The organism is Streptomyces sp. BR1 (genome assembly GCF_052373795.1).
Lineage (GTDB): Bacteria > Actinomycetota > Actinomycetes > Streptomycetales > Streptomycetaceae > Streptomyces.
Genome location: NZ_CM126252.1, coordinates 5,877,207 through 5,889,604, shown reverse-complemented (window position 1 = coordinate 5,889,604; position 12,398 = coordinate 5,877,207). Strand labels below are relative to the sequence as shown.

Here is a 12,398-nt window from a genome sequence, read left to right as displayed (position 1 = left end):
GGGTGGCCAGCATCGTGCCACACGTCACAGCAAGGCGGAACAGCGGGGTCCGGAGGTTGTGTGCCGCTTCGGCGCAGCCGTACCCACACATCCAACGGAAAAGCGCCGCCGCCGAGTTCCCGGTTTCGTACGGGAACTCGGCGGCGGCGCCGATGCGTTGAGCTGACGGGCTCGTCAGTCCTTGTTGGGGCCCTCGTAGTCGTCGCCGTAGGCGCCCTTGGCGGGGCGGCGGCGGCGCAGCGGGGGCTCGACGCCGTCCGCCAGGCGGCGGGCGGTGACGAGGAAGCCGGTGTGGCCGATCATCCGGTGGTCGGGGCGCACGGCCAGGCCCTCGACGTGCCAGTTGCGGATCATCGACTCCCACGGCTGCGGCTCGGCGAAGCAGCCGATCTCGCGGATCGCCTCGACGGTGCGCGAGAGCTGGGTGGTGGTGGCCACGTAGCAGCAGAGGATGCCGCCGGGCACCAGCGCCTTGGAGACGGCGTCCAGGCACTCCCAGGGGGCGAGCATGTCCAGGACGACGCGGTCGACATCGGTGTCCGACAGGTTGTCCTGGAGGTCGCCGACGGTGAGCTGCCAGGCGGGGTGCGGCTCGCCGAAGTAGCGCTCCACGTTCTGCTGGGCGATCTCGGCGAAGTCCGCGCGGCGCTCGTAGGAGTGGAGCATGCCGTGGTCGCCGATGGCGCGCAGCAGGAAGGCGCTGAGCGAGCCGGAGCCCACGCCCGCCTCGACGACGCGCGCGCCGGCGAAGATGTCGGCGAAGGCCAGGATCTGCCCCGCGTCCTTGGGGTAGACCACGGCGGCGCCGCGGGGCATGGACAGGACGTAGTCGGGGAGCAGCGGGCGCAGCGCGAGGTACGCGACGTTCCCGGTGGTACGGACAACACTGCCCTCGGGAGCGCCGATCAGCTCGTCGTGCGGGAAGGAACCCTTGTGGGTGTGGAAGTTCTTCCCGGCTTCGAGCGTGAACGTGTAGTGGCGTCCCTTGGGGTCGGTGAGCTGGACCTGGTCCCCGACCTTGAAGGGCCCGCGACGGCGGGCGGCACCGGTCGGTTCGGACATACGACCAGAGTACCGGCCCTGTTGAGCGGGGTGCGCCACGGCCGTACCCGTTCGGTACGGCGGCGGTGGAGCGGGTCCTACGCGGTGGGCCGTGCCATGGCCGCGACGAACGCCTTCTCGACGTCGGCGGCCGACAGTACGCCGTAGATCTCGCCGGTCTCCTCGACCACCAGGTACTCGGTGGCCGGGGTGGCGCGGAGCTTGTCGAGCAGCGGCTCACCGGCGAGCTCGGCGGGCACCCGCATCCCGTCCGTGAGGTCCTGGGCGAGGCCGCTGACCGCGACCCAGGGGCGGCGGTGCTCGGGCACGCCGACGATGGCGGCCTCGCGCACCAGGCCGGTGGGGTCGCCGTGGCCGTCGACGACGACCAGGGCGCGCGCACCCGCCTCGTTGGCGCGGCGCAGCGCCTCGGAGAGCGGGGTGCTGGACTCGACGGGGACGGCGCGGCGGGTGAGGTTGCGGGCCCGCAGCTCCGGCAGGTGTTCGCGCAGCCGGGCCATGCGCAGGCTGTTGCCCGCGCCGGTCCAGATGATCGCGGCGAGGATGGCGGCGAGCAGCGCGTCGGTGACGGTGTCCATGCCGTCGACCTCTTCGGGCGCGTTGCCGAGGACGCCGGTCTGGGTGAGCAGCGGGAGGCCGATGAGGACGGTGACGGCGAGCGCGCGGCCGACCCAGGCGGCGGCGACGGTGCCGCTCATCGGCTTGCCCGTGATCTTCCACACGACGGCGCGGAGCATCCGGCCGCCGTCCAGCGGCAGCCCGGGCAGCAGGTTGAAGCCCGCGACGATCAGGTTGGAGATCATCAGCCCGGCGAGCAGCACACCGGGGACGGTGCCGGGCTCGACGGCGAGCATCCCCAGGTAGAACAGCCCGGCCAGCACCAGCGAGAGCAGCGGGCCGACGAAGGCGAGCACGAACTCGCGGCCCGGGGTCTCGGTCTCCTTCTCGATCTCGGAGACACCGCCGAAGAACTGGAGCTGGATGCGGCGCACCGGCAGTTTGAAGCGCAGCGCGGCGACCGTGTGCGCGAGCTCGTGGACGAGTACGGAGGCGTAGAAGGCGACCGCGAAGAAGAGCGACACCAGGTAGCGGGCGGCGCCGAGTTCGGGCAGGACGCGGTCGAGCTGGCCGCCGAAGACCCAGGTGATGAGGGCGGCGACCAGGAACCAGCTGGGTGCGACGTAGACCGGCACGCCGAAGGGGCGCCCCATGAGGATCCCGCCGCCCGGTTCGCGGCCACGGGGCGACTTGCCGCCGTCGGGCGCGGCGCCGGGACTGCCGTCCTCCGCGCCGGACTGCGGCCTCTTGCGCTCGCCGCTCTCGTCCACGGTGTCCCTTCGTAGGTGCTCTGTCACGATCATGCAGTGTGAGGGGGTCCGTCGTCGATGGTATTCCGCTCGCTGTCAGTGGCGGGTCGTAGGGTCTGTGTCATGACTACGAGCACCGAGGGGGCCGCGGCGGACCGCCGGCCCGTGTCGTTGTCGCCGTCGCGGGCGAACGACTTCATGCAGTGCCCCTTGCTGTACCGGTTCCGGGTGATCGACAAACTCCCGGAGAAGCCCAGCGAGGCGGCGACGCGCGGCACGCTGGTGCACGCGGTGCTTGAGCGCCTGTTCGACGATCCTGCGGCGGAGCGGACGGCTCCGCGCGCGAAGGCGATGATTCCCGGCCAGTGGGACCGGCTCCTGGAGTCCAAGCCGGAGCTGACCGAGCTCTTCGCCGAGGACGCGGACGGCGAGCGGCTCACGAAGTGGCTGGCGGAGGCCGAGCGCCTGGTGGAGCGCTGGTTCTCGCTGGAGGATCCGACCCGGCTCGAACCGGTGGAGCGGGAGTTCTTCGTCGAGACGGAGCTGGAGTCCGGGCTGCGGCTGCGCGGGGTGATCGACCGGGTAGACGTGGCGCCGACCGGCGAGGTCCGGATCGTCGACTACAAGACGGGCAAGGCCCCGCGTCCGGAGTACGCGGAGGGCGCGCTGTTCCAGATGAAGTTCTACGCGCTGGTGGTGTGGCGGCTGAAAAACGTGCTGCCGCGCCGCCTTCAGCTGGTCTATCTCGGCAGCGGTGACGTGGTCACGTACGACCCGGTCGAGGCGGATCTGCACCAGGTGGAGCGCAAGCTGCACGCGCTGTGGGAGGCCATCCGGCTCGCGACCGAGACGGGCGACTGGCGGCCGCGTCCCACGAAGCTCTGCGGCTGGTGCGACCATCAGGCGGTCTGTCCGGAATTCGGGGGGACTCCCCCGGTCTATCCGCTCCCGGTGCTCCCAGCAGGGGTGGCGCAGGATGAGCAGGGCAGAATGGACCCGGTCCAGCAATCCTGATGAGGAGTACCCGTGGCGATCCGCGTCCTACTGGTCGACGACCAGCCGCTGCTGCGCACCGGCTTCCGGATGATCCTGGAGGCCGAGCAGGACATCGCGGTGGTGGGCGAGGCCGGTGACGGTCTGCAGGCCCTCGACCAGGTGCGGGCGCTGCAGCCCGATGTGGTGCTCATGGACATCCGGATGCCCCGGATGGACGGGGTCGAGGCGACCCGGCAGATCAGCGGCCCGGGCAAGGACGGCCCGGCGAAGGTGCTGGTCCTGACCACGTTCGACCTCGACGAGTACGTGGTGGAGGCGCTGAAGGCGGGCGCCAGCGGCTTCCTGCTGAAGGACGCGCCGGCCAACGAGCTGGTGCAGGCGATCCGGGTGGTCGCGGCGGGCGAGGCGATGCTGGCCCCGTCGATCACGCGCCGTCTGCTCGACAAGTACGCGGACCACCTTCCGTCCGGCGAGGAGCCGGTCCCGGACACGCTGCACACGCTGACCGACCGCGAGGTGGAAGTCCTCAAGCTGGTCGCGCGCGGGCTCTCCAACGCGGAGATCGCCGCGGACCTGTTCGTGAGCGAGACGACGGTGAAGACGCACGTCGGGCACGTACTGACGAAGCTGGGCCTGCGCGACCGGGTGCAGGCGGCGGTGTACGCGTACGAGAGCGGGCTTGTGCGACCGGGAGCGCAGTAACGGGGGCTCCGCCCCCGCACCCCCTCGGGGCTCCGCCCCGGAGCCCGGTCCGGAGGCGCCGGACGGGCTGGATTTCCTCCCGTCCGGCGCCCCTTTTCCCTACGCCTTGCTGATCTCCCAGAACCGGAAGACGGTCGACGGGTCGAGCGTCCACTCCAGGCCCACCACGCCCTCGTGGGCGACCGCGTACTGCTTGCCCTGCCACAGCGGCAGGATCGGCAGGTCGTTGGCGACCATGTCCTGGAGGCGGTTGAAGTCGGCCTCGGTGGCCGAGCGGTCCGTCGTGGCGGCCGTCGACGGGATGATCTCTTCGGTGATCGTCTTGTTCGTGTAGTGGTTCGACAGGACGTTGTCCTTGCCGAAGAACGGCGAGGTGAAGTTGTCCGGATCCGGGTAGTCGGGGATCCAGCCCTTCACGTACACGCCGTACTTGCCCGCCTCGACGTCCTTCTCGTACTGCTTGAACTCGACGGACTTCACATCGGCCTCGAACAGCCCGCTGTCGTTGAGCTGCTTGGCGATGGCCTTCATCTCGTCGTCGGTGCCCGGGCCGTAGCGGATCGGCGTGGACCACAGGGTGAGCTTCACCTTGGAGGTGATGCCCGCCTTGTGCAGGACCTGCTTGGCCTTGGCGGGCTGGGGGCTGCCGCCGTACATGTCGAACAGGGACGTGCTGTGGGCGGTGATGCCCGACGGGATGATCGAGTAGAGCGGCGTCGCCGTCTCCTTGTAGATGTCCCGCACCAGGGCCTCGCGGTCGACGAGGTAGGCCATCGCCTTGCGCACCGCGGGCTTCGAGGCGACCGGGTCGTTCATGTTGAAGACCAGGTGCTGGACCTCGGCGCTGGTGCCCTCGACGACCTTGATGCCCTTCTTGTCGGACACGCTGGACGCCTGGAGGTCGGCGATGTCCTTCGCGGTGAGACCGCGGTAGGCGAGGTCGATGTCGCCCTTCTTCAGGGCGGCCGCCAGCTCCTTCTGCTTGCCGTGGTAGAGCTTCAGCGTCATGCCGGAGTTCTTGACCTTGGCGGTGCCCTTGTAGCCGGAGTTGACCGAGAACGAGGCCTGGTTGTCACCGAAGGCGTCGAGCTTGTAGACGCCCGAGCCGATCGCCTTGCCGTCGGTGCGCAGCTTGTCCGTCGGGTACACGGCGTGGTCGACGATCGAACCGGCGCCGGAGGCGATCTTGCTGGGGAAGTTGGCGTCCGGGACCTTGAGGTGGAAGACCACGGTCTGCGGGTCCGGGGTGTCGATCTTCCCGAGGGTGGAGAGCAGCGGCGCCGGACCGTTGGCGTCGTTGATGCGCAGCACCCGCTCGAACGAGAACTTGACGTCCTCGGAGGTCAGCGCGTGGCCGTTGGTGAACTTCAGGCCGTCGCGCAGGGTGCAGCGGAAGACCTGGGAGCCGCCCTTGTCGAAGGAGCAGCGGTCGGCGGCCTCGGGCTGCGGGGTGGCGCTGCCCTTCGGGAAGCTGAGCAGCGACTGGAAGACGTTGTTGAACAGCAGCCAGGAGCCCGGGTCGTAGCCGGAGGCCGGGTCGGTGGCCAGGATGTCGTCCGACATTCCCATGACCACCGACTGGCCGTTCCCGGACGAGGACCCGTCCTCGGAGCCGCAGCCGCTGAGGAGACCGGCCGCCAGCCCCGCCGCCAGGGGTGCCGTCAGCCATCGGTTCCGTATCTTCACGTGCAAGTGCCTCACAGTCATGGTCCGGCCGGGGCCCGGGGGGTGTGGTCCCCCGGGCCTGTGCGGCCTCACTGATATCGCTTGCCGGCACGTGAATGTCGCGGCCGGGTCCTGCGGTTACTTCACGCCGCGGCCGAGCTCCCAGAGCTGGAGGTCGGACGAGGAGTTGACGGCCCACTCGGTGCCGGTGATGTCACTGCGGGCGGCGACGTACTGCTTGCCCTGCCACAGCGGCAGCACCGGGACGTCGTTGGCGACGATGTCCTGGATCTTCTCGAACGGCTTGGCGGCCTGGTTGCGGTCGGCCGCGACGCGGGACTCGGGGATCAGGGTGTTGCGGACCTCGACGTTGGCGTACGGCGAGTTGAGGAAGTTGTCGCGGCCGAGGAAGGGCGCGACGTAGTTGTCCGGGTCCGGGAAGTCGGGGAACCAGCCGAGACCGTAGACGGCGTAGTCGCCGGCCTTCTGGGCCGGGCGGTACTTGGGCCAGTCGGTCGCCTTGAGGGTGGTGGCGAACAGGCCGGTGGCGTTCAGCTGGTCCCGCAGGATCGTGAACTCCTTGGCGGTACCCGGGCCGTAGTGGTCACCCGTGTAGTTGAGCGTCAGCTTGACCGGGGTGGAGACGCCGGCGGCCCTCAGGATGGACGCGGCCTTCTGCTTGCTGGGCTCGCCGTACTTGTTGAAGAACGAGTTGGTGTGCCCGGCGATCGAGGTCGGGATCAGCGAGTACAGCGGCTCGGCGGTCGCCCCGTACACCTTGGAGGCCAGCGCGCCGCGGTCGACGACGGCGGCCATCGCCTGGCGGACGGCCTTGTTCTTCACCGACGGGTCGTTGGTGTTGAAGCCCAGGTAGCGGATCTCCAGGCCCGGCATCTCGACCAGGTTGACGTTCTTGGGCGGGGTGACCGAGTACTTCTGGATCTGCTCCGGCGACATGGAGCGGGTCATCATGTCGATCTTGCCGGCTTCGAGCTCGGCGCCCATCGAGTCGGCGTCTGGGAACGAGCGCAGCTCGACCTTGCTGTTGTCGACCTTCAAGTCCCCCTTGTAGTTGGGGTTCTTGCTGAAGACGGCCTTGACGACCTGGTCGCCCTTGTACTCGGCCTTGAGGGTGTACGGGCCGGAGCCGTCCACCTCGAAGCCGGGGCGGAGCTTCTTCGCCGGGTACTTGTCCTTCTGGACGATCGCGGCGGCGGGCGTCGCGAGCTTGTACGGGAAGGTGGCGTCCGGCGTCTTCAGATGGAAGACGATCTCGTCGTCGCCCTTGGTCTCCATCGTGTCGATGTTTTCGAGGAGCGCGACGGGGCCGTTGCCGTCCTTGATGTTCAGGACGCGCTGGATCGAGTAGTGGACGTCGGCGGCGGTCACCTTGGAGCCGTCGGCGAACTGGAGGCCGCTGCGCAGCTTGCAGCGGTAGCTCTCGTTCTCCTTGTCGGTGAACGCGCAGCTCTGGGCGGCGTCCGGGACCGGCTCGCCGCCGCCGCGCGGCACGTGGACCAGCATCTGCACGGTCTGGCGCAGCACGTTCCAGGCGCCGGTGTCGTACGCGTAGGCGGGGTCGAAGGGAGCGGGCGCGTCCTTGGTGGTCACGAACTGGTCCGTGGTGCCCACGACGATGGCCTTGCCGCCGTCACCCCCACTACCTGCCCCGCCACAAGCGGCGAGTACGGGGGCGAGCAGGCCCACTACGGCCGGCAGCACCAAAGTCTTGCGGTTCATCCTGGACGTTCTCCCTATGTGTCCGGCACTGGGGTACAGCGGTGTACGGAAGACTCCGCCGCGGCCGCCCGGTCGGGGCGGGGGCGATCGGGCCGGTACGTACGATCGGACCTGCGCGCCCGGCGGCTGATGGGTGCCGGGGCAGTTGAGGGTGCGGCGAAGTTCTCGCGACGAGATTAGTGGGCGGGCCGGGAAATGCCGTACTGGGCCTGCTCCATTCACTCCCCGCGCAGTGGCCGGAAAAAGCGGCCGCTGATATCGAAGCCGGGGGAATCTTTCGTACAGGAGATCACCAAATGGGACACAAGGGCGCCTCCGGTGGGCCCGGAGACGCCCTTGAGGGGGGTCACTGACGACGGATCAGGTGATGAACGTCACCTGGTTGACAGGCGCGTACCCGTCGTGAATTCAACCGCCGCCGTGCATGCGCGAGGTCACGGAAAAGGCACGGGCGGATGCGATGAGTTTCGGTTCGATTCACAGGGCACGCTGTGTGTCCGGATCAGTTCATCCTGGTGATCAGCGTGCGCAGAAAAGCGAGATCGACCTGTTCGAGGGAATCGACGACGACCCGGCCCGAGGCGGGCTCGATGGGCGCCACGGAAGGCACCGCCACCACCCGGCAGCCGGCCGCCTCGGCGGCCGCCACACCGGTCGCGGTGTCCTCGACGACCGCGCATCTGGTGGGGTCGGCGCCGAGCCCGGAGGCGGCGAGCAGATACGGCTCGGGGTGCGGCTTGGTGCGCACGACCTCGTCACCGGCGACGGTGAGCGCGAAGTTGCCGGGGCCCAGCGAGTGGACGATCCGGTCGATGATCCGCCGGTGCGAGGCGGAGACCAGCGCGGTCGGCACGGAGTGCGCGGCGAGCTCCCCGAGGAGCCGGGCGGCCCCCGGCATCAGCGGCACGCCACGGCTGATACGGGCCTCGAAACGGTCGTTGAGCAGCACGCTCAGCTCGGGGACCGTGATATCGGCGCCGGTCGCCTCGATGAGGAACCCGGCGCTGCGGCTCATGGGCCCGCCCACCACGATGTCGCGCCAGCTCTCCTGGAGCGGATGGCCGAGCGCCGCGAAGACCTCCACCTCCGCGTCCCACCAGAACCCCTCGGTGTCCACCAGGGTGCCGTCCATGTCGAGGAAGACGGCCTGCAGAGCGGAGCCTTCGGTCGTACGCGAACCGGGCGCGGGAACCGTGGTGGTCATCCGGGCACACCTCCTGGAGGGACGAGAAGGCCGGTTCCCAGGGTGGGGGAACCGGCCTGCACTGGACCGACCAGTGTACGTCCCGGCCTCGAAAAGCGCTCGTGAGAAAGCTCGCGGTTGCCCGTGGGCGCTCTACCGGGCGTTGAAGTACTTCGCCTCGGGGTGGTGGATCACGATCGCGTCCGTGGACTGCTCGGGGTGGAGCTGGAACTCCTCGGAGAGGTGGACGCCGATGCGCTCCGGCTGGAGGAGTTCGGCGATCTTCGCGCGGTCCTCCAGGTCGGGGCAGGCGCCGTAGCCGAGCGAGAAGCGCGCGCCCCGGTACTTCAGGGCGAACATGTCCTCCACGTCGGCCGGGTCCTCGCCCGCGAAGCCGAGCTCGCTGCGTACGCGCGCGTGCCAGTACTCGGCCAGCGCCTCGGCCAACTGCACGGACAGGCCGTGCAGTTCGAGGTAGTCGCGGTAGGAGTTGGCCTCGAACAGCTCGGCCGTGGCCTCGCCGATCTTCGAGCCGACGGTGACCACCTGGAGCCCGACCACGTCGGTCTCGCCGGACTCCTCCGGGCGGAAGAAGTCCGCCAGGCACAGGCGCCGGCCGCGGCGCTGGCGCGGGAAGGTGAAGCGGGTGCGCTCGGAACCGTCCTCGTTCAGGATGATCAGGTCGTCGCCCTTGGAGACGCACGGGAAGTAGCCGTGCACGACGGCCGCCTCCAGCAGGTTGCGCGTGTGCAGCTGCTCCAGCCAGCCGCGCAGCCGGGGCCGGCCCTCGGTCTCCGCCAGCTCCTCGTAGCTCGGCCCGTCACCGGCCCGGTTCTGCTTGAGGCCCCACTGGCCCTTGAAGAGGGCGCCCTCGTCGAGCCAGGACGCGTACTCCTTGAGGCCGATGCCCTTGACCACCCGGGTGCCCCAGAACGGCGGCTCGGGGACGCGGTTGTCGACGGCCACGTCGGAGCGGACCGCGCCCTCGGGCTCGTCGGCCTCGGGCAGGGCCGCCGTCCGCTTGGCGACGCGGCGCTGCTTGAGCTCCGGCAGGGTTGCGCCGGGCACGCCGCGCTTGACCGCGACGAGGGCGTCCATCAGGCGCAGGCCCTCGAACGCGTCCCGGGCGTAGCGGACTTCGCCCTCGTAGATCTCGTGCAGGTCCTGCTCGACGTACGCGCGCGTGAGGGCGGCGCCGCCGAGGATCACCGGGTACTGGGCGGCCAGCTTGCGCTGGTTCAGCTCCTCCAGGTTCTCCTTCATGATCACGGTCGACTTCACCAGCAGGCCGGACATGCCGATCACATCGGCCCGGTGCTCCTCGGCGGCCTCCAGGATCGCGGAGACGGGCTGCTTGATGCCGAGGTTGACGACGTTGTAGCCGTTGTTGGAGAGGATGATGTCGACGAGGTTCTTGCCGATGTCGTGGACGTCGCCGCGCACGGTGGCCAGCACGATGGTGCCCTTGCCCTCCGCGTCGGACTTCTCCATGTGCGGCTCCAGATGGGCCACGGCGGTCTTCATGACCTCGGCGGACTGCAGCACGAACGGCAGCTGCATCTGGCCGGAGCCGAAGAGCTCGCCGACGACCTTCATGCCTTCGAGCAGGGTGTCGTTGACGATGTCGAGCGCCGGGCGGGTCTCAAGGGCCTCGTCGAGGTCGGCCTCCAGGCCGTTCTTCTCGCCGTCGATGATGCGGCGCTGCAGCCGCTCGTCCAGCGGCAGCGCGAGCAGTTCCTCGGCCTTGCCCGCCTTCATCGACTTGGTGCTGACGCCCTCGAACAGCTCCATGAGCCGCTGGAGCGGGTCGTAACCCTCGGAGCGCTTGTCGTACACGAGGTCGAGCGCGACCTTGACCTGCTCCTCGTCCAGGCGCGCGATCGGCAGGATCTTGGAGGCGTGCACGATCGCCGAGTCGAGCCCGGCCTTGACGCACTCGTCCAGGAACACCGAGTTGAGGACGACCCGGGCGGCCGGGTTGAGGCCGAAGGAGATGTTGGACAGGCCGAGCGTGGTCTGGACGTCCGGGTGGCGGCGCTTGAGCTCGCGGATCGCCTCGATGGTGGCGATGCCGTCGCCGCGCGACTCCTCCTGGCCGGTGCAGATGGTGAAGGTGAGGCAGTCGATGAGGATGTCCGACTCGTGCACGCCCCAGTTGCCGGTGAGGTCGTCGATCAGCCGCTCGGCGATGGCGACCTTGTTCTCGACGGTACGGGCCTGGCCCTCCTCGTCGATGGTCAGCGCGATCAGCGCCGCGCCGTGCTCGACGGCGAGCGCGGTGACCTTGGCGAACCGGGACTCGGGTCCGTCGCCGTCCTCGTAGTTGACGGAGTTGATGACCGCGCGCCCGCCCAGCTTCTCCAGACCGGCCTGGAGGACGTTGACCTCGGTGGAGTCGAGGACGATCGGCAGGGTGGAGGCGGTGGCGAAGCGGCCGGCCAGCTCCTCCATGTCGGCGACGCCGTCGCGGCCCACGTAGTCGACGCAGAGGTCGAGCATGTGGGCGCCCTCGCGGATCTGGTCGCGGGCCATCTCCACACAGTCGTCCCAGCGGCCCTCCAGCATGGCCTCGCGGAACTTCTTGGATCCGTTGGCGTTGGTGCGCTCGCCGATCGCCATGTACGAGGTGTCCTGGCGGAACGGCACGGTCTGGTAGAGGGAGGCGGCGCCCGGCTCGGGGCGCGGGTCGCGCGCGGTGGGGGCTACACCGCGGACCCGCTCGACCACCTGGCGCAGATGCTCCGGCGTCGTACCGCAGCAGCCGCCCACCAGCGAGAGGCCGTACTCGCGGACGAACGTCTCCTGGGCGTCGGCGAGTTCCGGCGCGGAGAGCGGGTAGTGCGCGCCGTCCTTGCCGAGCACGGGCAGACCGGCGTTGGGCATGCAGGACAGCGGAACGCGGGAGTTGCGGGCGAGGTAGCGCAGGTGCTCGCTCATCTCGGCCGGGCCCGTGGCGCAGTTGAGGCCGATCATGTCGATGCCCAGCGGCTCCAGCGCGGTCAGGGCCGCGCCGATCTCGGAGCCGAGCAGCATGGTGCCGGTGGTCTCGACGGTGACCGAGCAGATCAGCGGGACGCGGTAGCCGGCCACGTCCATCGCGCGCTGGGCGCCGAGGATGGCGGACTTGGTCTGGAGCAGGTCCTGGGTGGTCTCCACCAGGAGCGCGTCGGCGCCGCCCGCGAGCATGCCCTCGGCGTTCTGCTGGTAGGCGTCGCGCAGCAGGGTGTACGGGGCGTGGCCGAGGGTGGGGAGCTTGGTGCCGGGGCCCATGGAGCCGAGCACCCAGCGCTGCTGCCCGGTGGAGGCGGTGAACTCGTCGGCGACCTCGCGGGCGATCCGGGCGCCCGCCTCGGACAGCTCGTACACGCGCTCCGGGATGTCGTACTCACCGAGGGCCGAGAAGTTCGCGCCGAAGGTGTTCGTCTCGACGCAGTCGACGCCGACCGCGAAGTACTCCTGGTGCACCGACCGCACGATGTCGGGGCGGGTGATGTTCAGGATCTCGTTGCAGCCCTCAAGGTCCTGGAAGTCCTCCAGGGTCGGGTCCTGGGCCTGGAGCATGGTGCCCATGGCTCCGTCGGCCACCACCACACGGGTGGCGAGCGCTTCGCGGAGCGCGTCGGCGCGGGTCCGGCTGTCAGCGGAAGGGGTCGGCAACGAGGCCATGGATGTGCTCCCTGGAGTGCGACGGCTGTCGGCTTTGCGGCATCCAAAGGGAGGCCGCACCCGGCCAGCGTAACCGG

8 protein-coding genes are annotated in these 12,398 nt (G+C 69.6%); 2 read left to right on the top strand and 6 right to left on the bottom strand.

Annotated elements, in window-relative coordinates:
* Positions 1–174 precede the first annotated feature (174 nt).
* Positions 175–1,062, bottom strand: coding sequence for a tRNA (adenine-N1)-methyltransferase (locus ACT1U9_RS25750; protein WP_444535022.1), 888 nt, complete (start codon positions 1,060–1,062; stop codon positions 175–177).
* A gap of 77 nt (positions 1,063–1,139) precedes the next feature.
* Positions 1,140–2,390, bottom strand: a complete 1,251-nt coding sequence (locus ACT1U9_RS25745; RefSeq protein WP_444539245.1) for a site-2 protease family protein — start codon at positions 2,388–2,390, stop codon at positions 1,140–1,142.
* A gap of 102 nt (positions 2,391–2,492) precedes the next feature.
* Between ACT1U9_RS25745 and ACT1U9_RS25740 the strand changes: the two genes are divergently transcribed.
* Together ACT1U9_RS25740 and ACT1U9_RS25735 are read left to right on the top strand one after the other, a co-directional pair.
* The gene (locus tag ACT1U9_RS25740; protein ID WP_444535021.1) at positions 2,493–3,383 is read left to right on the top strand and encodes a RecB family exonuclease; all 891 of its coding nucleotides are present in this window, start codon (positions 2,493–2,495) and stop codon (positions 3,381–3,383) included.
* A gap of 12 nt (positions 3,384–3,395) precedes the next feature.
* Positions 3,396–4,067 (top strand): response regulator, encoded by a 672-nt coding sequence (locus ACT1U9_RS25735; RefSeq protein WP_053723497.1) that lies wholly within the window; start codon positions 3,396–3,398, stop codon positions 4,065–4,067.
* A 99-nt stretch (positions 4,068–4,166) separates the two neighbouring features.
* Here ACT1U9_RS25735 and ACT1U9_RS25730 read toward each other — a convergent pair whose 3' ends face one another.
* The 4 genes from ACT1U9_RS25730 to metH all read right to left on the bottom strand — a co-directional run bounded on the left by ACT1U9_RS25730 (position 4,167) and on the right by metH (position 12,321).
* Positions 4,167–5,753 carry an ABC transporter substrate-binding protein gene (locus ACT1U9_RS25730; RefSeq protein ID WP_444535020.1) on the bottom strand — a complete coding sequence of 529 codons (1,587 nt, stop codon included), beginning with the start codon at positions 5,751–5,753 and terminating at the stop codon, positions 4,167–4,169.
* Positions 5,754–5,870: 117 nt separating this feature from the next.
* Complete coding sequence (locus ACT1U9_RS25725; protein WP_444535019.1) at positions 5,871–7,472, bottom strand: ABC transporter substrate-binding protein; 1,602 nt, start codon at positions 7,470–7,472, stop codon at positions 5,871–5,873.
* Between the two features lie 502 nt (positions 7,473–7,974).
* The gene (locus ACT1U9_RS25720) at positions 7,975–8,676 is read right to left on the bottom strand and encodes an HAD family hydrolase (protein WP_444535018.1); all 702 of its coding nucleotides are present in this window, start codon (positions 8,674–8,676) and stop codon (positions 7,975–7,977) included.
* A 132-nt stretch (positions 8,677–8,808) separates the two neighbouring features.
* A complete protein-coding gene (gene metH / locus ACT1U9_RS25715) occupies positions 8,809–12,321 on the bottom strand; it encodes a methionine synthase (protein WP_444535017.1) in 3,513 nt (1,170 codons plus the stop codon).
* Between the last annotated feature and the right edge of the window lie 77 nt (positions 12,322–12,398).